Raw genomic sequence first — 21,714 nt, 5'->3', positions numbered from 1 at the left:
CCCTATCCAGGTGCGGGCACAGCGAAGAGCCCCGTCCGACGAATGGACGGGGCTCCAGCTGTGGCGACCTTCAGGTCAGGTGATCAGTGGTGGCCGTGGCCGCTGGTGATCTCCTTGTACTCCTCGGCGGTGGGCTTGGCGATCTGGTTCTCCTCGCCGTAGTAGCCCTTGCTGAGCTTGGCGCGCAGCTTCTCGGAACGCTTCACCTTGCGCTCGACGCCGTTCTCGTCGACCGTCGGGCCGATCTCGGCCGGCTTGTACTGCTCGTGCGCGGTGAGCTTGTACAGGTCGCCCTGCGAGAGCGGCTCGTGGATCTCGACGAACTCACCGTGCGGCAGGCGCTTGATGATGCCGGTCTCGCGACCGTGCAGCACCTTGTCCTTGTCGCGACGCTGCAGGCCCAGGCAGATCCGCTTGGTGAGGATGAACGCGAGGACCGGTACGACGAAGTAGGTGATGCGGACGAACCAGGTGATCGCGTTGATCGACATGTTGAAGTGCGTGGCGAAGATGTCGTTACCGCCACCCAACAGCATGATCACGTAGCCGGTGACCCAGGCGACACCCAGCGCGGTCCGGGTCGGCGCGTTGCGCGGCCGGTCCAGGATGTGGTGCTCGCGCTTGTCGCCGGTGATCCAGGACTCGATGAACGGGTAGACCGCGATCGCTCCGAGGACCAGACCGAAGACCACCAGCGGGATGAACACACCCAGGACGAGGGTGTGGCCCCACAGATTGATCTCCCAGCCAGGCATCACACGGACCAGACCCTCGGCGAAGCCCATGTACCAGTCGGGCTGGGCACCGGTGGACACCATGTCCGGGCGGTACGGGCCGAGCGCCCACACCGGGTTGATCGTGAAGGTCGCCGCGATGAACGCGATGACACCGAAGACCAGGAAGAAGAAACCTCCGGCCTTGGCCATGTAGACCGGCAGCAGGGGCATGCCGACCACGTTCTTGTTCGTCTTGCCGGGACCCGCCCACTGCGTGTGCTTGTGGTAGAAGACCAGGATCAGGTGCGCCACCACGAGGCCGAGCATGATGCCCGGCAGCAGCAGGATGTGGATCGAGTAGAACCGGGCCACCATCTCGTGGCCGGGGAACTCGCCGCCGAACAGGAAGAACGACAGATACGTGCCGACGATCGGCGTGGCCAGGATCGCGCCCTGGGTGAAGCGGACACCCGTGCCGGACAGCAGGTCGTCGGGGAGCGAGTAGCCGGTGAAGCCGGTGAACATGCCGAGGACGAACAGCAGGAAGCCGAACAGCCAGTTGATCTCACGCGGCTTGCGGAACGCGCCGGTGAAGAAGACGCGCATCATGTGCACGAACATCGCGGCGAGGAAGATCAGCGCGGCCCAGTGGTGGATCTGCCGGATGAGCAGACCGCCGCGGACGTCGAAGCTGATGTGCAGGGTCGAGGCGTAGGCCTCGGTCATGCGGATGCCCTGCATCGGCACGTACGAGCCGTGGTACTCGACCTCGTTCATGCTCGGGTGGAAGAACAGCGTCAGATACACACCCGTGAGGATGATGATGATGAAGCTGTAGAGCGCGATCTCGCCGAGCATGAACGACCAGTGGTCCGGGAAGATCTTCCGCATGTTGGCCTTGGCCAGGGAGTAGATCCCGAGCCGGCCGTCCGCCCAGTCGGCCACCCGCTCGCCGGCGGGCGCCTTCTTCTTCGTGTCTGTTGCAGTACTCATCCGCGCTCCCAGAAGGCAGGACCGACGGGCTCTTCGAAGTCGCCCAGCGCCTCGAGGTTGCCTTCGGCGTTGACGCCGATCTGCAGCTGCGGAAGCGGGTGACCGGCCGGACCGAAGATGACGCGGGCGCCGTCGGAGAGGTCGAAGGTGGACTGGTGGCACGGGCAGAGGACGTGGTGCGTCTGCTGCTCGTACAGGCTGATCGGGCAGCCGACATGGGTGCAGATCTTGGAGAAGGCCACGATGCCGTCGACCGACCACTCCAGCTCTTGCTTGTCCTTGATGTCCTCCGGCTGGATGCGGACGACCATCACGGCAGCCTTGGCGATCTGGTTGTTGAAGTCGTGGCTGGACTCCTCCAGGCCCTCGGGCATGACGAAGGTGAGCGAACCGACCACGACGTCCTCGGGGCGCAGCGGCTCGTTCGTGTTCATGTTGATGAGCTCTTTGCCCTTGGCCCACAGGGTCTTGCGGAGCTTGTTCTCCGGCAGCGGACCGAGCTCGCGCAGCAGCACCACACCGGAGAGCGGCACCATGGCCAGCGCCCCGAACATGGTGTTGCGGATGAGCTTGCGCCGGCCGATGGCGGAATCCGCGGCACCGTCGGCGAAGTCGGCCATGACCTTGGCCTTGACCTCGGGGTCGGCCTCGATCGGGTGGCGGTCGTCCGGGGTCTCCACGTCGGACATCAGGGTGCGGGCCCAGTGGACCGCGCCCGCGCCGATGCAGAAGAGCGCGATGCCAAGCGTCGTACCCAGCGCGAAGTTCAGCGCGCTGATGTGACCGAGCGGCCAGATGTACACGATCGTGTCGACGCCGATGGTCACGAACGAGGCGATGAAGCCGATCGTGGCCAGCATCGACAGCGTGAACATGAAGGCAACGGCACGCTCGGAGCGCCTCGCGGCACGCTCGTCGATGTCCTGGATGCGCGGCTTGTGAGCCGGCAGTCCCGGGTCGGCGAACGGGGAGTCCTCCGTGCGCTGGGCTACGGCAGCGCCGCCGTGGGCCGCGCCGTGCGCGGCGTCCTGCTCTGCGGGCAGGTTCTCGTCTGGAATCTCTTGGCTACTCATGACTTCTTGGCCTTAGCGGTGTGGGCCGCGACCCAGATGGCAACAGCGATCAGCGAGCCGAGACCGAAGATCCAGCCGAACAGACCCTCGGCCACGGGGCCGATGCCGCCCAGCGCGAAGCCGCCGGGGGTTGGGGTCTCGTCACTGTTCACGGTCTTGACGTACGCGATGATGTCGCGCTTCTCCTGCTCGGGCAGCGTGGTGTCCGGGAAGGACGGCATGTTCTGCGGGCCGGTCTGCATGGCCTCGAAGAGGTGCTTCGGGCTGACGCCGTCCAGGCTCGGGGCGTACTTGCCGTCGGTCAGCGCGCCGCCTTCACCGGTGAAGTTGTGGCACTGGGCGCAGTTGTTGCGGAACAGCTCGCCACCCTTGGCGATGTTCGCGCCCGCCGGGTTGTACTGCTTCTCGGTCGGCGTGATCGGACCGGCTCCGAGCGAGGCGACGTACGCCGCGAGCTGGTCGATCTGCGCCTGCGAGTAGATGACCGGCTTCTTCGGCACCTGCGCGCCGGGCTGCTGGGCGGGCATACGGCCGGTGGCGACCTGGAAGTCGACGGCTGCGGAGCCGACGCCCACCAGGGACGGGCCGTCGGTGGTTCCCTGACCGCCCGTACCGTGGCAGCTGGCGCAGCCGACGGTGTAGAGCTTCTGGCCCTCCTTGATGGCGAGGGACTGGGCGGTCTCATCGGCCTGCGCCTTGTCCGCGGGTGCGAACGCGGCGTACAGCCCCCCAGTGGCCGCCAGCGCGAAGAGTAGGACGACGACCGCCGCCAGCGGATGGCGTCGTCGTACGGAGAGCTTTTTCACGGATTACCCCGGTGTCAGGATTTTCTGCGTCGATGCTTCTGGACTATGTCTGCTTCAGACGGCGGGTGCCGTCCGCGCCGATTACTTGATCATGTAGATCGTGGCGAAGAGGCCGATCCAGACGACATCGACGAAGTGCCAGTAGTAGGACACGACGATGGCGGCGGTTGCCTGCTCGTGGGTGAATCGCCGGGCCGCGTAGGTGCGGCCGAGGACCAGCAGGAAGGCGATGAGACCGCCCGTCACATGCAGGCCGTGGAAGCCGGTGGTCAGGTAGAACACCGAGCCGTACGGGCCGGACGAGAGGGAGAGCCCCTCGTGCTTGACCAGCTCGGTGTACTCGTAGACCTGGCCGCCGATGAAGATGGCACCCATCACGAAGGTGATGATGAACCACGTCCTGAGCTTCTTCACATCGCCTCGCTCCGCGGCGAAGACGCCGAGCTGGCAGGTGAGGGAGGAGAGCACCAGGATCGTGGTGTTGGTCGCCGAGAACGGGAAGTTCAGGAACGAAGCCTGCTCTGTCCAGTACTCGGCACCCGTCACCGATCGCAGGGTGAAGTACATCGCGAAGAGGGCCGCGAAGAACATCAGCTCGGAACTCAACCAGATGATGGTTCCGACACTGGTGAGGTTCGGCCGATTGACCGTCGGGTGCGCGTGCCCGGTTTCTACTGTCGTTGCTGTCGCCACGACCGACATTATGTCGGTCGCTTATCCCGCCCTCACTCCGGGGGGTGCCGTTCGGTGTGTTCCTGGTCCGTGTCCAGCCCGAACGGCCCATCGAAGGCCTGTCCGAACCGGTGTTGACCGGGAGTCGGAGCGAGTAGCATCCGCGCCAGAACACATGCATCTGCACCTGATCGAACGAGGCGGAGGAACCATGCAGTCGAGCGCCACGGTCCTGGTCTACAGCGACGACGCCAACACGCGCGAGCAGGTCAGACTGGCGGCGGGACGCAGGCCGGCCGCGGATCTGCCGCCCGTCGAGTTCCTCGAGTGCGCGACGCTGCCGGCGGTCCTGAAGGCCCTGGAGGAGGGCGGCGTCGATGTGTGCGTGCTGGACGGCGAGACGGTTCCGGCGGGCGGTATGGGGGTCTGCCGGCAGATCAAGGACGAGATCTTCAACTGCCCGCCCGTGCTGCTGCTGATGGGCCGCCCGCAGGACGCCTGGCTCGCGACCTGGAGCCGTGCGGAGGCGGCGGTGACCCTGCCGGTGGACCCGGTCGAGTTCGCCGACGCGCTGGCCGCGCTGCTGCGCAGCCGGCTCGCCGTGGACTGCTGAGAACCGCTGGGGACCGCTGGGGACCGCCTGCCGAAGACAGGGGGCAGGCTCAGACCTGGGGCCGCAGCCGTGCCGCTTCCGCGAAGCCGCTGGTGTCCTGGGTGCCGCCGGTCAGGGCGCTGCCCTGCTGCCACCTGCTCCAGGACAGATTCCAGTCGCCGAAGCCGTTTCCGAAGCCTTCCATCATGTTGCCGAAGCTGTTGACGACCTGGACGATGTCGCCTTCCCGGACGGTCTTGAAGAACCAGGCGGCGTTGGCGGTCGACATCCCGGTGCAGCCGTGGCTGACGTTCGCGACGCCCTGTGAGCCGACGGACCAGGGCGCGGCGTGGACGTACTCGCCGCTCCAGGTCACCCGGGTGGCGTAGTAGACGGGCAGGTCGTACGACTCGGAACTGCCCTCGGCTATGCCGATGCTGGTACCGCGCATCCGTACGAAGTACTCCTTGCCGAGCACGACCTTGATGCCGTTGCGGGTGGAGAAGCCGGGCTTGCCGGTGGTCACCGGAATGGTATTGATCACTTCGCCGTTGCGCTTGACCACCATGGAGTGCGCCGCGGCGTCGGTTATCGCCTCGACGCGGTCCCCGATGGTGATGCTCAGCGCTTTCGAACGGCCGCCGTAGAGTTTGCCCGCGACCTTGACACCCTGCAGGTTGCTGGTGGCCCGGACCTTCGCTCCGGTGGGCCAGTACTCCTTCGGGCGGTAATGCAGGGTCTTGTCGTCCACCCAGTGCCAGGCGCCTTCGACCGCGGGCTTCGAGGTGACCTTGAGGGCGCGTTCGACCACACGCCGGGCCTCCTTGCCCGTGACGGCGGAGTTGAGGGTGGCGGTGACCGGCTGGCCCACGCCGTACGTGCCCGTCTTGGGGCCGAACTGAGCCGTGAGGAAGTGCTTGGCGGGCGCGGTCTCGAAGGTGAGGGTCCGGGCGCCGGGGGCGCCGTCCTCGTCCTCCGTGGACACCTTGACGGTGTATTTGGCACCTGCCGACAGCGGGGCCGTGGAACGCCAGCGGGCGCCGTCCGCGGAGAGTTCGCCCGCGAGGTGGTGCCCCGCGTCGTCGGTGACGGTGACGTCGGTGATCCGGCTGCTGTCACTCTTGGCGGTGACTTCGAGCGGCTTGTCCGGATTCGCCTTCGAGCCGCTTCGGGGGGCGTTGAACGCGACCTGCTGTGCCGCGTCGTAGGGCTCGCCGGCCAGCGGATTGTCATCGGACCCGCCGCACGCGGTCGCTACCAGCCCGAGGGCCACGAGGAGCACGGTGCAGCTGAAGACGGTGCGGAAGTGCGGCGTGTGGTTCATAAGCACACGCTATGAACAGCTGTCAGCAGCGGCGCGCTGGATGACTCCAAACGAGGGGCCCGGATTCCCTCTTCTGGAGTGGGGAATCCGGGCCCGTCCCGCGTTGTGCGGATGCAGTGCTACTGGTTCTGGCTCTCACCGCGGTAGTACTCGAACACCCAGCCGAAGAGGCCGATCAGAATGACGGGGATCGAGAAGTACAGCAGCCACCAGCCGATCGCGACACCGAGGAAGGCGAGCGCACCGCCGACACCCAGCGAGAGCGGCTGCCAGCTGTGCGGGGAGAAGAAGCCGACCTCGCCGGCCTCGTCCGCCACATCGGCTTCCTTGTTGTCCTGGGCCATCTCGTCGACGCGCCGGGCCGTGAAGGCCAGGTAGTAGCCGATCATGATGCTCAGGCCGAAGGCCAGGAACAGCGCGGTGGTACCGGCCGGCTCCTTCGACCAGACGCCGTACAGGATGGCGACGGCCAGAATGAAGACGCTCAGCCAGAGGAACATCTTGCCCTGGATCTTCACTTGCTCTCCTCCTTGCCACCGGCGAGCACGCTGGCGCCGTGGCCGCCGTGCTCGAGCTGGTCGAGAGCCGCGATCTCCGGGTGGTGCAGATCGAACGCCGGGGATTCACTGCGGATCCGCGGCAGGGTGAGGAAGTTGTGCCGCGGCGGCGGGCAGGACGTCGCCCATTCGAGCGAACGGCCGTAGCCCCACGGGTCGTCGACCTCGATCTTCTTCCCGTACTTGGCGGTCTTCCAGACGTTGTACACGAACGGCAGGATCGACAGACCGAGCAGGAACGAGGCGATCGTCGAGATCGTGTTCAGCGCGGTGAAGCCGTCGGCGGCGAGGTAGTCCGCGTAACGACGCGGCATGCCCTCGGCACCCAGCCAGTGCTGCACCAGGAACGTGCCGTGGAAACCGATGAACAGCGTCCAGAAGGTGATCTTGCCGAGCCGCTCGTCCAGCATCTTGCCCGTGAACTTCGGCCACCAGAAGTGGAATCCGGCGAACATCGCGAAGACCACGGTGCCGAAGACGACGTAGTGGAAGTGCGCGACGACGAAGTACGAGTCGGAGACGTGGAAGTCCATCGGCGGCGAGGCCAGGATCACGCCGGTGAGACCACCGAAGGTGAAGGTGACCAGGAAGCCGATCGTCCAGAGCATCGGTGTCTCGAACGACAACGAGCCCTTCCACATGGTGCCGATCCAGTTGAAGAACTTCACACCGGTCGGAACCGCGATGAGGAACGTCATGAAGGAGAAGAACGGCAGCAGCACACCGCCGGTGACGTACATGTGGTGCGCCCACACGGTCACCGACAGACCGGCGATCGCGATGGTCGCGCCGACCAGACCGATGTAACCGAACATCGGCTTGCGGCTGAAGACCGGGATGATCTCCGAGACGATGCCGAAGAACGGCAGGGCGATGATGTACACCTCTGGATGGCCGAAGAACCAGAAGAGGTGCTGCCAGAGCAGGGCACCGCCGTTGGACGAGTCGAAGATGTGCGCACCGAACTTGCGGTCCGCCTCCAGCGCGAAGAGAGCGGCGGCCAGCACCGGGAAGGCCAGCAGGACCAGCACACCGGTCAGCAGCACGTTCCAGACGAAGATCGGCATCCGGAACATCGTCATGCCGGGAGCGCGCATGCAGATGATCGTGGTGATGAAGTTGACCGAGCCGAGGATGGTGCCGAAGCCGGAGAAGGCCAGACCCATGATCCACATGTCGGCGCCTGCACCCGGCGAGCGGACCGCGTCCGACAGCGGGGAGTAGGCGAACCAGCCGAAGTCGGCCGCACCCTGAGGGGTGAGGAAGCCGGCCACCGCGATGAGCGAGCCGAAGAGGTACAGCCAGTAGGCGAACATGTTCAGCCGCGGGAACGCCACATCGGGCGCGCCGATCTGCAGCGGCATGATCCAGTTGGCGAATCCGGCGAACAGCGGCGTCGCGAACATCAGCAGCATGATCGTGCCGTGCATCGTGAACGCCTGGTTGAACTGCTCGTTCGACATGATCTGCGTGCCGGGGCGGGCGAGCTCGGCGCGCATGAAGAGCGCCATCACACCGCCGATGCAGAAGAAGAAGAACGACGTGACCAGGTAGAGCGTGCCGATGGTCTTGTGGTCGGTGGTGGTAAGCCACTTCACCACGACATTGCCGGGCTGCTTGCGCCGTACCGGCAGCTCGTTCTCGTACGAGTCGTCAGCTGCTTCGGCGGCACCCTGAGGTTCGTTGAGGATGCTCACAGTTGGTTCTTCTCCGCATTCCTGGCCGGGTCCGTCTGCTCAATGCCTGACGGGATGAAGCCGGTCTGCCCCTTCTCGGCAAGCTCCTTCAGGTACTGCTGGTAGCGCTCCGGAGAGACCACCTTGACGTTGAAGAGCATCCGGGAGTGGTCGACGCCGCAGAGCTCGGCGCACTTCCCGAAGAAGGTGCCCTCCCGGCTCGGCGTCACCTCGAAGACGTTGGTGTGACCGGGGATGACGTCCTGCTTGAACAGGAAGGGGACCACCCAGAAGGAGTGGATGACGTCACGGGAGGTCAGGATGAACCGGACCTTCTCGCCCTTCGGCAGCACCAGGGTCGGACCCGGGTTGCCCGTCTGGGGGTTCCGGTCTCCGGGGATGCCGGCGTCGTAGACGCCCTCCGCACCCGCGGGGAAGTCGTTGGTGTACTTGTCCGGAATCGCGTTCAGTTCCTTCTGGGCCTGAGCGTCACCGGTGGCGGGGTTGCCGTCCACGTCCTCGAGGTAGTTGAAGCCCCAGCTCCACTGGTAGCCGACCACGTTGATGGTGTGGGCGGGCTTGTCGGAGAGAGCGAGGAGCTTCGTCTCATCACGTGCGGTGAAGTAGAAGAGCACCGAAACGATGATGATCGGAACCACGGTGTACAGCGCCTCGATGGGCATGTTGTACCGGGTCTGCGGAGGTACCTCCACCTTGGTGCGGCTGCGCCGGTGGAAGACGATGCTCCACAGGATCAGGCCCCACACCAGCACACCCGTGGCGAGCGCCGCCGCCCACGAGCCCTGCCAGAGGGAGAGGATCCGTGGAGCCTCCTCCGTCACCGGGGTGGGCATACCGAGGCGGGGGAAGTCTTGCCAGTTGTACGAGCAACCGGTGGCTGTCGCCAGGATCAGGCCCGCAAGCAGCACCTGCGGCAGCTTCCGCCGCATCGGGCGCCGCGACGAGCGGTCGGAGCCGTTGGGACTCACGTAGCGCCTTCCCGAGAGTCTCGGCCCGCGCGACCGGCTGCGGCCGTCTCGCTGGTCGGTCGCCGGCCCTGACGCGGGCAGGGGTTTGGATGTTTATGCGGACCAAACCCTACTGGACGCTATTTGGGGTCGCGCGGGGAGGGTGCCCAACGCGCCGTCCGACACCCCGAAGGGATGGCTGAGCCTTTCGGGGGACGTCCCATGGACCCTGGAATGCCCGCTTCCGGCAGTCATCTGACGGCCTCTTGGCAACAGGAGTTAGCGTGGGGCGTGGCCTACTTCGACACCGCTTCATCAGCTCCTTTGCACCCCGTCGCCCGGCAGGCGCTCCAGGCGTCCCTGGACGAGGGCTGGGCGGATCCGGCCCGGCTCTACCGCGAGGGGCGGCGCGCCCGGCTGCTGCTTGACGCCGCACGGGAGGCCGCCGCCGAGGCCGTCGGGTGCCGCCCGGACGAACTCGTCTTCACCCCTTCGGGGACGGCCGCGGTCCATGCCGCGGTCTCCGGCGCCCTCGCGGGCCGGCGGCGTGTCGGCCGCCATCTCGTCCTCTCCGCGGTCGAGCACTCCTCCGTACTGCACGCGGCGGCCATGCACGCGGCGGACGGCGGCACCGTGAGCGAGGTCCCGGTGGACCGGTCAGGGGCGGTGTCCTCGGATGTCTTCGCCGCCGAGCTGCGCGGCGACACGGCGCTCGCCGCGCTGCAGTCCGCCAACCACGAGGTCGGCACCGAGCAGCCGGTCGCACAGGTGGCCGAGGCCTGCCGGGCGCTCGGGGTGCCGCTGCTGGTGGACGCGGCGCAGTCGCTGGCCTGGGGGCCGGTGGAGGGTGCCTGGTCGCTGCTGGCGGCAAGCGCGCACAAGTGGGGCGGCCCGGCGGGCGTCGGCCTGCTCGCCGTACGCAAGGGCGTACGTTTTGCCCCGCAAGGTCCCGCGGACGAGCGGGAGTCGGGGCGCTCGGCCGGCTTCGAGAACATCCCGGCGATCGTCGCGGCGGCCGCCGCGCTGCGGGCGGTGCGGGCCGAGGCCGCGGAAGAGGCGGCGCGGCTGCGGGCCCTGGTGGACTCGATCCGCACGCGGGTGCCCGAACTGGTCCCGGATGTGGAGGTGGTGGGCGATCCGGTGCACCGCCTCCCCCACCTGGTGACGTTCTCCTGTCTCTATGTCGACGGAGAGACCGTGCTGCACGAGCTGGACCGGGCGGGGTTCTCCGTGTCGTCCGGCTCGTCGTGCACCAGCAGCACGCTGACGCCGAGCCATGTGCTGCGGGCGATGGGAGTGCTGTCGGAGGGCAATGTCCGCGTCTCGCTGCCGCCGGGCACACGGCGGGAGGACGTGGAAGGGTTCCTGGAGGTGCTGCCGGCGGTGGTGGCCGGGGTACGCGAACGTCTCGGCGCGCCGGTCGGCGCGTCCGGCGGGGGCACCGAGTCGTCCCTCGTCGTGGACGCGGTCGGAAAGCTCTGCCCCGTCCCGGTGATCGAGCTGGCGAAGGTGATCGGGGACGTACCGGTCGGGGGCACCGTGACCGTGCTCGCGGACGACGAGGCGGCGCGCCTGGACATCCCGGCGTGGTGCGAGATGCGGGGCCAGGAGTACGTCGGGGAGCGGGCGGCGGAGCGGGGGGTGGCGTACGTGGTGCGGCGGGTGTCGTAGGGAGCGGGTTGCGGAGCGCTGAGCGGGGTCGGGTACGGCCCCCGGTCACGCCTCGGCCGCCGGAAGGGCTTGGATCAGCCCCACCGGCGGCCGAGGCGCAAGGACGAGGGGGACGGCGCCCCTCAGGTCAGGCCAGGTGTCCGCGGACGTCGGATGCCGCGTCGTCGCCGTACGCCTTCGTGAAACGGTCCATGAAGTGCGCACGCCGCAGCGTGTACTCCTGGGTGCCGAGCGTCTCGATGACCAGCGTGGCCAGCATGCAGCCCACCTGCGCCGCGCGCTCCAGGCTCACACCCCAGCTGAGGCCGGACAGGAAGCCCGCGCGGAACGCGTCACCGACACCCGTGGGGTCGACCTTGGCGTCCTCCTCCGGGCAGCCGACCTCGATCGTGTCGATGTCCGTGCCCTCGATGCGCACACCGCGCGAGCCGAGGGTGGTGACGCGGTGGCCGACCTTGCCGAGGATCTCCTCGTCGCTCCAGCCGGTCTTGGACTCGATGAGTCCCTTCTCGTACTCGTTGGAGAAGAGGTACTCGGCTCCGTCGAGCAGTATCCGGATCTCGTCGCCGTTCATCCGGGCGATCTGCTGCGAGAAGTCCGCGGCGAACGGGATGCCCCGCGAGCGGCACTCCTCGGTGTGGCGCAGCATCGCCTCGGGGTCGTCCGCGCCGATCAGTACGAGGTCCAGGCCGCCGACCCGGTCGGCCACCGACTTGAGCTCGATCTGCCGTGCCTCGCTCATCGCGCCGGTGTAGAAGGAGCCGATCTGGTTGTGGTCGGCGTCGGTCGTGCACACGAAGCGCGCGGTGTGCAGCACCTCGGAGATACGGACGGAGGTGGTGTCCACACCGTGCCGGTCGAGCCACGCGCGGTACTCGTCGAAGTCGCTGCCGGCCGCGCCGACCAGGATCGGCCCGGTGCCCAGCTGGCCCATGCCGAAGCAGATGTTCGCGCCGACACCGCCCCTGCGCACATCGAGGTTGTCGACCAGGAAGGAGAGGGAGACCGTGTGCAGCTGATCCGCGACCAACTGGTCGGCGAAGCGGCCGGGGAAGGTCATGAGGTGATCGGTGGCGATGGAGCCGGTGACTGCGATACGCACGGGAAGGCGCTCCTGGGGAGGGCTGGCAGTGACAGTTCACGCTACCGGGTTCGCGGCCCGTAACCGAACCACGGAAACTACCCGATAGTAGGGCTTTTTTACTGGAGCCCCAGGTGCATACGGTGCGGCTATGACGAAGCAAAGCGCCCTGCGCGAGCCGCGAGAGTCCGAGATGAGCCTGGCCCAGCTGCGCGGTGACTGCGCACGCATGGCGCCGCACTGGGTCGTCCCCGCCATCACGGCGCCCGCACCCGTATCCCCTTCGCTCATCCACGGTGTCGTGGTGCCGGCCGCGTCGGCACGACTGGTCGGCTCGATGTCCATATACGGCGACTGAACCGGCGCCGTTCACGGCACAGCACACTCGCGCGACGCTCCGGCGCGCGGGAGGGAACCGCACGCTCCCCCGCTCCGTCCCATCCGTGCCCTCCCCAGCACAGGGCACGAGACAAGGAGCGATGCGGTGAGCAGCACGGAGAACACCACGCACGACACCCCGCGCCGTCGGCGTTCCCCGCTCGTCGTCGCCTCGGTGGCGGCCGCGGTGCTCGTCGCCGGCGGTGGCGGGGCGTACTTCGCGACCGCCGGCTTCGGCGGCTCCGGCGCCCCGGACGCCAGGAGCGGTGCTCCCGGCGGCGACAACGATCCGCCCCCGCTCGCTCTGGACGGCTACACGGAGAGGGGCGGGGCAGGCGGTATCGCCCCCGGCGAGCCGGACCCGTCCGGCGGCCCGGTCCGCTACAAGGCCGCGGGCGACCTGCCCGACGGCCCGGAGGACGCCGCCGTCCACAGGGCGAGCGGCACGGTCACCGAGGCGGAGGTGACCCGGCTGGCCAGGGCGCTCGGGCTGCCCGGCACACCACGTCTGGTGGGGCCGACCTGGAAGATCGGGGCGGACAAGGACGGTTCGGGGCCGCTGCTCCAGGTCGGCAAGGACGCTCCGGGCACCTGGACGTTCGCCATGTTCGGCGCGTCACCGAGCGGCGACAACTGTCTGAAGGGCAAGTCCTGCCCGTCGGGCGGTGACACCCCGAACGGCAACACTTCCGGGGACACCGCAGGTCAGGCGGTGAGCGAGGAGGCCGCGAAGAAGGCGGCGGCCACGGTGCTCGACGCGGTGGGCCAGGGCAAGGCCGATCTGGACGCGAAGCAGCTGATGGGCGCGGTACGGGTGGTGAACGCCGACCCGGTGGTGGGCGGGCTGCCGACCTACGGCTGGGCGACGGGGATCCAGGTCGGCCCGGACGGAGACGTGGTCGGCGGCAGCGGCCTGCTCAAGAAGCCCGAGAAGGGCGACAGCTATCCGGTGATCTCCGCCGAGGACGCGCTGAAGCAGCTGAACGAGGCCGGTTCCGACCCCGTGCGGATCGGCGGCTGCGCCACACCGGTCCCGGCGGAGGGCGAGAAGCGGCAGGACGGCGAGCTCAAACCGTCGGCGCCCTGCGGGCCCGAGGGTGCCAAGGCCGAACCCGAGCAGGTGACGGTCAGCAAGGCCGTCTTCGGGCTCGCCGCGCAGTATGTGGAGGGCCGCCAGACGCTGGTGCCGTCGTGGCTGTTCGAGGTGGCGCCGAAGGACGCCGGCCCGCCGTTCACGATCACGCACCCGGCGGTGGCCCCGAAGTTCCTCACCGCGCCCGAGCCGCCGCAGCGGGACATCACCCCGACCGAGCCCCCGAAGGACCCGGCGGCGCCCGGGGACGGGATGAGCCTCACCTCGTACAGCGTGAGCGGCGACGGGCGGACGCTGTCGCTGACGTTCTGGGGCGGTGTGTGCAGCGACTACACGGCGAAGGCCACCGAGAACAGCAAGACGGTGCGGGTCCGTGTCGTGGAGACGAATCCCGACCCCAAGCGGGTCTGTATCGCCCTCGCCAAGGAACTGACGGAGTCGGTGACCCTGGACAAGCCGCTGGGCGACCGGAAGGTCGTGCGGGCGGACACGGGTGAGGCGGTGCCCCGGAAGCGCTGAGGGCGCGGGCAGATACACCGAAGGCGGCGGTCCCGGACGGGGACCGCCGCCTTTCCGTGGCTCGACCTAGCTGAACGAGTCTCCGCAGGCGCAGGAGCCCGTGGCGTTCGGGTTGTCGATGGTGAAGCCCTGCTTCTCGATGGTGTCCACGAAGTCGATCGACGCACCACCCAGGTACGGGGCGCTCATGCGGTCGGTGACGACCTTCACGCCGTCGAAGTCCTTGACCACGTCACCGTCGAGCGAACGCTCGTCGAAGAACAGCTGGTATCGCAGACCGGAGCAGCCGCCGGGCTGAACGGCGACGCGCAGCGCCAGGTCGTCACGGCCTTCCTGGTCCAGCAGGGCCTTGACCTTGGCCGCGGCGGCGTCGGACAGGAGGATGCCGTCGTTCACCTTGGTGGTCTCGTCCGATACGGACATCTGCTTCTCTCCCGGGTAGTACGGAGACTGCTTGCCGACGGTTGCAACCGGCGGGGACCCGGATTCATTCCGGGCGAGCCCTAGTCTTTCCCTTTCATGCTCGCACACCGGCCGAGGTGGGACACCGACCTGTCGACAGGGGGTGCGTCACATCGACGCTATGGACATCGTCAAAGTGACGTGAAGCGGTTATGATAGATAACGTCAAATAGACGAAAAGGTCTGTCTGCAGAGAAGAAAGGGTGCGTGTCGTGACCACCGCCCAAACCCGCCCTGAGCTCGACGTCCAGCCGACGCCGCTCGCCCTGCTGCTGCTCGGCCGCGAAGCCGACCCCAGGAGTGAGCGCGGCGTGGAGTGCCCCGGCGACCTGCCGTCGCCGTCCGACCCGGACCTGGTGGCGCGCGCCCGTGCGGCCAAGGAGAAGCTCGGCGACAAGGTCTTCGTCCTCGGCCACCACTACCAGCGTGACGAGGTCATCCAGTTCGCGGACGTCACCGGGGACTCCTTCAAGCTGGCGAGGGACGCCGCGGCACGTCCGGAGGCCGAGTACATCGTCTTCTGCGGTGTGCACTTCATGGCGGAGTCGGCGGACATCCTCACCACCGACGACCAGAAGGTCGTCCTGCCCGACCTGGCGGCCGGCTGCTCGATGGCCGACATGGCCACGGCCGAGCAGGTCGCCGAGTGCTGGGACGTGCTGACCGAGGCAGGCGTCGCCGAGCAGGTCGTGCCGGTGTCGTACATGAACTCCTCCGCGGACATCAAGGCCTTCACCGGCAAGCACGGCGGCACGATCTGTACGTCGTCGAACGCCAAGCGCGCGCTGGACTGGGCCTTCGAGCAGGGCGAGAAGGTCCTCTTCCTGCCGGACCAGCACCTGGGGCGCAACACGGCCGTCCGGGACATGGGGATGTCGCTGGACGACTGCGTCCTCTACAACCCGCACAAGCCGAACGGCGGGCTCACGGCAGAGGAGCTGCGCGCGGCGAAGATGATCCTGTGGCGGGGCCACTGCTCGGTGCACGGCCGGTTCTCGCTGGACTCGGTCAACGATGTCCGCGAGCGGATCCCGGGCGTGAACGTCCTGGTGCACCCCGAGTGCAAGCACGAGGTGGTGGCCGCCGCCGATTACGTCGGCTCGACGGAGTACATCATCAAGACGCTCGAGGCGGCGCCGGCGGGCTCCAAGTGGGCCATCGGCACCGAGCTGAACCTGGTCCGCCGCGTGGCGAACGCGCACCCGGACAAGGAGGTCGTCTTCCTCGACAGGACGGTCTGCTTCTGCTCCACGATGAACCGCATCGACCTGCCGCACCTGGTCTGGGCGCTGGAGTCGCTGGCGGACGGCAAGCTGGTGAACCGTATCCAGGTCGACCCGGAGACGGAGAGCTTCGCGAAGCTGGCACTCGAGCGGATGCTGGCGCTGCCGTAGCCGCACACGTACACACGGGAACGTACTCCTCCCCCGGCCCGCGCACGGGCCGGGGGAGTTGTGTGCGGCCACGGCCCCTCGATCGCTTCCCCCGCGCCCGCACACTCGGCCCGCCGCCGCTGACGCCGTACCCGATCTCGCAGAAGCCGACGAACACGGCGAACGCGAGCACGGACTGCCCGGTTCTCATGGCATCTTCGTTTCCGATTCCTTCGGACTCTTCGCCGATGCTTGAGCAGTGGCCGGACGCCCCGGGAAGGGCGTCCGGCCACTGTTCCTCACTCGCCGCCCGTCATTTCCCGCGGGGCCGACCCCCGTGCAGGTGAGCTCACTTGCCGCTCTGCGGTGCGGGAATGACCGAACGCGGAAGCCCCCGCAGCCGCAAGTGGCGGCTACGGGGGCTACGTTCGGGTACGGCCAGGGGCTCAGGCGCCGACCGGCTGGGGGTCCGCTTCGTCCGAAGGCTCGGGGGCCTGCGGGGTGGACTCGCCCGACGTCGCCGCGCTCTTCGCGGCACGCTTGGCACGGCGGCGCTCCTTGCGGAGTTCCACCATCGCGTACAGCGTCGGGACCAGCAGCAGCGTCAGCAGCGTCGACGTGATCAGACCGCCGATCACCACCACCGCCAGCGGCTTGGCGATGAAGCCGCCCTCGCCCGTGACGCCCAGCGCCATCGGGAGCAGGGCGAAGATCGTCGCCAGGGCCGTCATCAGGATCGGGCGCAGCCGGTGCCGGCCGCCCTCGACGACCGCCTCCACCACGCCCAGGCCCTGGGCCCGGTACTGGTTGATCAGGTCGATCAGCACGATCGCGTTGGTGACCACGATGCCGATGAGCATCAGCATGCCGATCATCGCCGGGACGCCCATCGGGGTGTCCGTGGCGACCAGCAGACCGATCGCGCCGGTCGCCGCGAACGGGATGGAGACCAGCAGGATCAGCGGCTGGATCAGGCTGCGGAACGTGGCGACCAGCAGCATGAAGACGATGGCGATCGCCGCCAGCATCGCGAGGAACAGGTTCTGGAACGCATCCTGCTGGTCCTCGGTCACACCGCCGATGGACGCTGTCGCGCCCTCCGGCAGGTCCAGCGCGTTGATCTTCGACTGGAGCGTGGCGTTGACCGCGCCCTGGTTGTCACCGGTCGGCTTCGCCGTGATCGTCGCGGCCCGCGAGCCGTCGATGCGGGTCATCGAGACCGGTCCCGGGACCAGCTTCACATCGGCGATGTCGCCGAGTTCGACCGGGCCGAGCCGCAGGGCGCGCAGCTCCGCGATCGTCTTCGCCGGCTTGGCCGAGGTGATGACGATGTCCCGCTCGGTGTCGTCCACGAGCGCCTTGCCGGCGGGGGTGCCGCGCACCGCCTGGGCGACGGCCATACCGAGCGTGGCGTCGGTGAAGCCGGCCTCGGCCGCCTTCGGGGTGGCCGTGACCGAGATACGCGGCACGCTCTGCGCCAGGTCGCTCTGCACGTCGGTGACGTCGTCGAGCCCCGCCACCTCGTCGCGCACCACCTCGGACGCCTTCGCCAGGACGTCCGCGTCGGCTGCCTTCACCACGACGCTCAGGTCCTGGTTGCCGAAGCCGTCGCCCGCCGCGATCGTCGTGTCACCGATCCCGTCGAGCTTGCCGAGCTCCTCGTCGATGCGGTCACGGGTGCGCTCGTAGGACGCCGAGTCGTTCAGCGTCAGCTGGTACGAGGCCTGGTTGGCGCCCGTACCACCGCCGAAGGCCGCCATGAAGCCGGAGGAGCCGACAGTGACCTGGTAGTCCTTGATCTCGTCGAGTCCGTCGAGCACCTTCTCCATCTTCTTCGCCGAGGCGTCGGCCGCCTCCAGGCTGGTGCCGGGGGCCAGCTCCTGCTTGATGGACATGACCTCCTGCTCGCCCTGGTCGAAGAAGTTGGTCTTGAGCATCCCGGCCATGCCGAAGGTGCCGAAGAGCACGGCGAGGGCGAGGACGACACTCGTGAGGCGGCGGCGGGTCGCGAAGCGCAGGACGGGGACGTAGGCCCGCTGCAGCCGGCTCTTCGCCTCCTTCTCCTCCGCCGTGCGCCGGGCCTCGTCCGGGTCCATGCCGCGCACGGCCTTCGGTGCGCGCAGGAACCAGTAGGACAGGACGGGAACCACGGTCAGCGAGACCAGCAGGGAGGCCAGCAGGGCCGCGGTGACGGTCAGGCTGAACGAGCCGAACAGCTCGCCCACCATGCCGCCGACCAGACCGATCGGCAGGAACACCGCGACCGTGGTCAGGGTGGAGGAGGTGACCGCGCCGGCGACCTCCTTCACGGCGGTGACGATGGCGCTGTGGCGCTCCTCGCCGTAGCCGAGGTGCCGCTTGATGTTCTCCAGGACCACGATCGAGTCGTCGACGACACGGCCGATCGCGATGGTCAGGGCACCGAGCGTCAGCATGTTCAGCGACAGGTCGCGGGTCCACAGCACGATCAGCGCGAGCACCACCGACAGCGGGATGGAGACCGCCGTGACAAGGGTGGAGCGCAGCGAGGCCAGGAAGACAAGGATCACGATGACGGCGAACAGCAGGCCGAGTGCGCCCTCGGTGGTCAGGCCGGAGATCGCCTTGGAGACCGCCGGGCCCTGGTCGGAGACGACCGTGAGCTCCGCACCGGAGCCGAGGTCCGCCCGCAGCTCGGGCAGCTTGTCCTGGACGGCCTCGGAGATGGCGACGGCGCTGCCGTCGTTGTCCATGGTGGCGAGGACGGCGAGGCTGGGCTTGCCGTTCGTACGGGTCAGGGAGACCCGGGTGGACTCGGTCTGCTCGACCTCCGCGACGGCACCGAGGCGGACCGGCTTGCCCTTGCCGGGCACGACCCGCAGGTCCTCGATCTCCTTCAGCGACGTGAAGGCGCCGCCGACCTGGACGGTGCGGCTCTTGCCGTCCTCGGAGAACGACCCGGCCGGGACGGTGGCACCACCCGTCTGGAGGGCCTCGGCCAGCGAGGCGGTGGTCAGGCCTGCGCGGGCGAGCTTCTTGTTGTCCGGGGTGACGGAGACCTGCAGATCCTGCACGCCGTCGACGGTCACCTGGCCGACACCCTCGATGTCCTCGAGCGCCGGGACGACGGTCCGCTCCAGCTGGCCGGCCAGCGCCTGCTGGTCCTTGTCGGAGGTCACGGCGAGCACGACGGCCGGAATGTCGTCCGTCGCACCGGCCACGACCTGCGGGTCCACATCGTCGGGCAGCTGGGCGCGGGCCCGGTTCACGGCCTGCTGGACATCGGCGACGAGCTGCTTGGCGCCGTCCCCGTAGTCGAAGCCGACCGTGATCACGGCGTTGCCCTCGCTCGCCGTGGCCGTGACGCTCTTGATGCCGTCGACGGCCTTGAGCGAGCTCTCGATCGGCTCCACGACCTGCTTCTCGACCACATCGGGGGACGCGCCCTGGTAGGGGGCGAGCACCGACACCATCGGAAACTCGATCGAGGGCAGCAGCTGCTGCTTGAGCTGCGGGATGGCGATCGCCCCGAAGAGGATCGCGACGAGCGATATCAGCCCGACAAGGGCCCGTTGCGACAGGCTGAATCTGGACAGCCAGGACATGGGGTCTCTCTTCTGTGGCGTTCGCGGAAGCGGAAGGGGGCGGGCACGGGCAGGTGCCCGCCTATACCTTCGGGCATCCCGGAAGGCCGATCCGTAGGCCCCAGGTCCCGTTCCTCGTCGCGCGCATACCGCAGCTGGAGTACATCCGGAACGACTCAGTCCACCCTTGGACGTACCAGGCCCGACTCGTACGCCGTCACCACCAGCTGGGCCCGGTCGCGGGCGCCGAGCTTGCCCATGGCCCGGTTCACATGGGTCTTGACGGTGAGCGGGCTGACCTCGAGGCGGTCGGCGATCTCGTCGTTGGAGTGGCCGCCGGCGACCAGTACCAGCACCTCGCGCTCCCGGCCGGTGAGCGCGTCCAGCCGCTCCGCGTACGCTCCCGGCTCCGGAGCGTCGTCCGAACTCCCGCCCTGCGCGAGGAATCTGGCGATCAGGCCCTTGGTCGCCGCCGGGGACAGCAGCGCCTCGCCCGCCGCCGCGATCCGGATGGCGCTCAGGAGCTCCTCGGGCTCCGCGCCCTTGCCGAGGAAACCGGAGGCCCCCGCGCGCAGCGACTGCACGACGTACTCGTCCACCTCGAAGGTGGTGAGCATGACCACGTGCACCCCGGTCAGCTCCGGGTCCGTGCTGATCATCCGGGTGGCGGCAAGGCCGTCCGTACCGGGCATCCGGATGTCCATCAGGACGACATCGGCCCTGGCCGAGCGGGCCAGGGCGACGGCCTCGGCACCGTCGGCGGCCTCGGCGACGACCTCCATGTCGGGCTCGGAGTCCACCAGGATCTTGAACGCGCTGCGCAGCAGTGCCTGGTCGTCGGCGAGCAGCACCCGGATCGTCATGCGTCCTCCCCCGTACGGGTCTTGATCGGCAGTATCGCCTGGACGCGCCAGCCGCCCCCGTACCGGGGCCCGGCGTTCACCCTGCCGCCGAGCGCGGTGACCCTCTCACGCATGCCCAGCAGTCCGTGGCCGCCGCCGGGCGCCTCGGGGCTCCCGGGCCCGGCGCCGTTGTCCAGCACGGTGATCTCCAGGCTCGCGCCCACCCGCACCACGCTCACCTCCGCCTTGGCGTCCGGGCCCGCGTGTTTCTGCACATTGGTCAGCGCCTCCTGGATGATCCGGTACGCGGCGAGGTCGACGGCCGCGGCCGGGGTGACGCCGTCGTCGGCTCGCGCGACGTCGACCGGCAGACCGGCCTGCCGGAAGGTGGTCACCAGCTCGTCGAGGACGGCGAGGCCGGGGGCGGGCTCGGTCGGGGCCTCGGGGTCGCCGGACTGACGCAGCAGACCCACCGTCGCACGCAGTTCGTTCAACGCCGACCGGCTCGCCTCCCGGACATGCGCCAGAGCCTCCTTGGCCTGGTCGGGCCGCTTGTCCATGACATGGGCGGCGACGCCTGCCTGCACATTGACCAGGGCGATGTGGTGGGCGACCACGTCATGGAGGTCGCGGGCGATCCGCAGCCGCTCCTCGGCGACCCGGCGCCGGGCCTCCTCCTCGCGGGTGCGCTCGGCCCGCTCGGCCCGCTCGCGTATGGCGTCGACGAAGGCGCGCCGGCTGCGCACGGCGTCACCGGCGGCGGCCGCCATGCCCGTCCACGCGAAGACGCCCAGGTTCTCCTGGGAGTACCAGGGCGCCGACCCGTAGAACATCGCGGCGCCGGTCAGCCCGCCCATGGTCAGCAGGCCGACCCGCCAGGTGGTGGGCCGGTCGGTGCGGGAGGCGACGGTGTACAGCGCGATCACCGCGCTCATCGCGACAGGTGCCGCGGGATCACCGGCCACCAGCTCGACCACCGAGACCGCGCCGGTGACCATGAGCACGGCCATCGGGTCGCGCCGCCGGAAGACGAGCGCGCCGGCGGCGACCAGCATCAGCAGAGCGCTGCGCACCTCGGGGGTACGGGTCCCGAAGGTGGGCCCGTGCGGCCCGCCCGGATCGGCGAAGGAGCCGGCGACCATGCAGATCAGTACGGCCACGGCCAGCCCGGCGTCGAACGCGAGCGGATGCGCGCGGAGCCAGCGCTTGGTGCGGTCGAACCGGTCGGCGAGTGAGGTCACGTCGGGCAACGTTACGGCGTGCCGCTCGCAGGCGGGTACGTCGTGACAGCCGCAGGACTTCGGCCCCGAAGCGCCGCGTGCCCCGCCCCCTCAGTTCGGAGGGCGGGGCACGCG

Annotated in this window: 18 protein-coding genes; 5 read left to right on the top strand and 13 right to left on the bottom strand. The window is 68.7% G+C overall.

Annotation, left to right across the window (positions count from 1 at the left end; all coding sequences use genetic code 11):
- Positions 1-83 precede the first annotated feature (83 nt).
- The 4 genes from qcrB to ctaE form a co-directional block, all read right to left on the bottom strand.
- Positions 84-1,709 carry a cytochrome bc1 complex cytochrome b subunit gene (qcrB, locus tag OHS70_RS27375; RefSeq protein WP_328401564.1) on the bottom strand — a complete coding sequence of 542 codons (1,626 nt, stop codon included), beginning with the start codon at positions 1,707-1,709 and terminating at the stop codon, positions 84-86.
- Positions 1,706-2,782: a cytochrome bc1 complex Rieske iron-sulfur subunit gene (gene qcrA / locus OHS70_RS27370; protein ID WP_328401562.1), complete on the bottom strand. Its 1,077-nt coding sequence runs from the start codon at positions 2,780-2,782 to the stop codon at positions 1,706-1,708. Before qcrA ends, qcrB begins: the two co-directional genes overlap by 4 nt.
- Positions 2,779-3,588: a cytochrome bc1 complex diheme cytochrome c subunit gene (gene qcrC / locus OHS70_RS27365; protein ID WP_328401560.1), complete on the bottom strand. Its 810-nt coding sequence runs from the start codon at positions 3,586-3,588 to the stop codon at positions 2,779-2,781. Before qcrC ends, qcrA begins: the two co-directional genes overlap by 4 nt.
- An 81-nt stretch (positions 3,589-3,669) precedes the next feature.
- Positions 3,670-4,290 carry an aa3-type cytochrome oxidase subunit III gene (gene ctaE, locus OHS70_RS27360; RefSeq protein WP_328401558.1) on the bottom strand — a complete coding sequence of 207 codons (621 nt, stop codon included), beginning with the start codon at positions 4,288-4,290 and terminating at the stop codon, positions 3,670-3,672.
- Between the two features lie 181 nt (positions 4,291-4,471).
- Here ctaE and OHS70_RS27355 point away from each other — a divergent pair, with 181 nt between their 5' ends.
- Positions 4,472-4,873 (top strand): hypothetical protein, encoded by a 402-nt coding sequence (locus OHS70_RS27355; RefSeq protein WP_328401556.1) that lies wholly within the window; start codon positions 4,472-4,474, stop codon positions 4,871-4,873.
- 49 nt (positions 4,874-4,922) lie between these two features.
- Here OHS70_RS27355 and OHS70_RS27350 read toward each other — a convergent pair whose 3' ends face one another.
- The 4 genes from OHS70_RS27350 to ctaC form a co-directional block, all read right to left on the bottom strand.
- Positions 4,923-6,176, bottom strand: coding sequence for a L,D-transpeptidase (locus OHS70_RS27350; protein ID WP_328401554.1), 1,254 nt, complete (start codon positions 6,174-6,176; stop codon positions 4,923-4,925).
- A gap of 119 nt (positions 6,177-6,295) precedes the next feature.
- The gene (locus OHS70_RS27345; protein ID WP_328401552.1) at positions 6,296-6,694 is read right to left on the bottom strand and encodes a cytochrome c oxidase subunit 4; all 399 of its coding nucleotides are present in this window, start codon (positions 6,692-6,694) and stop codon (positions 6,296-6,298) included.
- Complete coding sequence (ctaD, locus tag OHS70_RS27340; protein ID WP_328401550.1) at positions 6,691-8,430, bottom strand: aa3-type cytochrome oxidase subunit I; 1,740 nt, start codon at positions 8,428-8,430, stop codon at positions 6,691-6,693. The genes OHS70_RS27345 and ctaD overlap by 4 nt, the downstream gene beginning before the upstream one ends.
- Positions 8,427-9,398 carry an aa3-type cytochrome oxidase subunit II gene (ctaC, locus tag OHS70_RS27335; RefSeq protein ID WP_328401548.1) on the bottom strand — a complete coding sequence of 324 codons (972 nt, stop codon included), beginning with the start codon at positions 9,396-9,398 and terminating at the stop codon, positions 8,427-8,429. The genes ctaD and ctaC overlap by 4 nt, the downstream gene beginning before the upstream one ends.
- Before the next feature lie 270 nt (positions 9,399-9,668).
- On the opposite strand from ctaC, the gene OHS70_RS27330 reads away from it, so the two are divergent.
- Positions 9,669-11,048, top strand: a complete 1,380-nt coding sequence (locus tag OHS70_RS27330) for a cysteine desulfurase/sulfurtransferase TusA family protein (RefSeq protein WP_328401546.1) — start codon at positions 9,669-9,671, stop codon at positions 11,046-11,048.
- A gap of 127 nt (positions 11,049-11,175) precedes the next feature.
- Here OHS70_RS27330 and OHS70_RS27325 read toward each other — a convergent pair whose 3' ends face one another.
- Entirely contained in the window at positions 11,176-12,150 is a 975-nt protein-coding gene (locus tag OHS70_RS27325; RefSeq protein ID WP_328401544.1) for a carbohydrate kinase family protein, read from the bottom strand.
- Positions 12,151-12,280: 130 nt separating this feature from the next.
- On the opposite strand from OHS70_RS27325, the gene OHS70_RS27320 reads away from it, so the two are divergent.
- A complete protein-coding gene (locus OHS70_RS27320) occupies positions 12,281-12,487 on the top strand; it encodes a hypothetical protein (protein WP_328401542.1) in 207 nt (68 codons plus the stop codon).
- A 126-nt stretch (positions 12,488-12,613) separates the two neighbouring features.
- Entirely contained in the window at positions 12,614-14,119 is a 1,506-nt protein-coding gene (locus OHS70_RS27315) for a hypothetical protein (RefSeq protein ID WP_328401540.1), read from the top strand.
- 66 nt (positions 14,120-14,185) lie between these two features.
- Here the strand turns inward: OHS70_RS27315 and erpA are convergent, their stop codons facing one another.
- The gene (erpA, locus tag OHS70_RS27310; RefSeq protein WP_328401538.1) at positions 14,186-14,542 is read right to left on the bottom strand and encodes an iron-sulfur cluster insertion protein ErpA; all 357 of its coding nucleotides are present in this window, start codon (positions 14,540-14,542) and stop codon (positions 14,186-14,188) included.
- A gap of 242 nt (positions 14,543-14,784) precedes the next feature.
- Here erpA and nadA point away from each other — a divergent pair, with 242 nt between their 5' ends.
- Complete coding sequence (gene nadA / locus OHS70_RS27305; protein ID WP_328401536.1) at positions 14,785-15,975, top strand: quinolinate synthase NadA; 1,191 nt, start codon at positions 14,785-14,787, stop codon at positions 15,973-15,975.
- Positions 15,976-16,400: 425 nt separating this feature from the next.
- Here the strand turns inward: nadA and OHS70_RS27300 are convergent, their stop codons facing one another.
- From OHS70_RS27300 to OHS70_RS27290, 3 genes are all read right to left on the bottom strand, one after another.
- Positions 16,401-19,538: an efflux RND transporter permease subunit gene (locus tag OHS70_RS27300; protein ID WP_328401534.1), complete on the bottom strand. Its 3,138-nt coding sequence runs from the start codon at positions 19,536-19,538 to the stop codon at positions 16,401-16,403.
- A 155-nt stretch (positions 19,539-19,693) separates the two neighbouring features.
- Entirely contained in the window at positions 19,694-20,380 is a 687-nt protein-coding gene (locus tag OHS70_RS27295; protein WP_328401532.1) for a response regulator transcription factor, read from the bottom strand.
- Positions 20,377-21,609: a sensor histidine kinase gene (locus OHS70_RS27290; protein WP_443062664.1), complete on the bottom strand. Its 1,233-nt coding sequence runs from the start codon at positions 21,607-21,609 to the stop codon at positions 20,377-20,379. Before OHS70_RS27290 ends, OHS70_RS27295 begins: the two co-directional genes overlap by 4 nt.
- Positions 21,610-21,714 lie beyond the last annotated feature (105 nt).

The organism is Streptomyces sp. NBC_00390, assembly GCF_036057275.1.
GTDB lineage: Bacteria > Actinomycetota > Actinomycetes > Streptomycetales > Streptomycetaceae > Streptomyces.
This window is presented reverse-complemented; position numbering and strand designations above follow the sequence as displayed.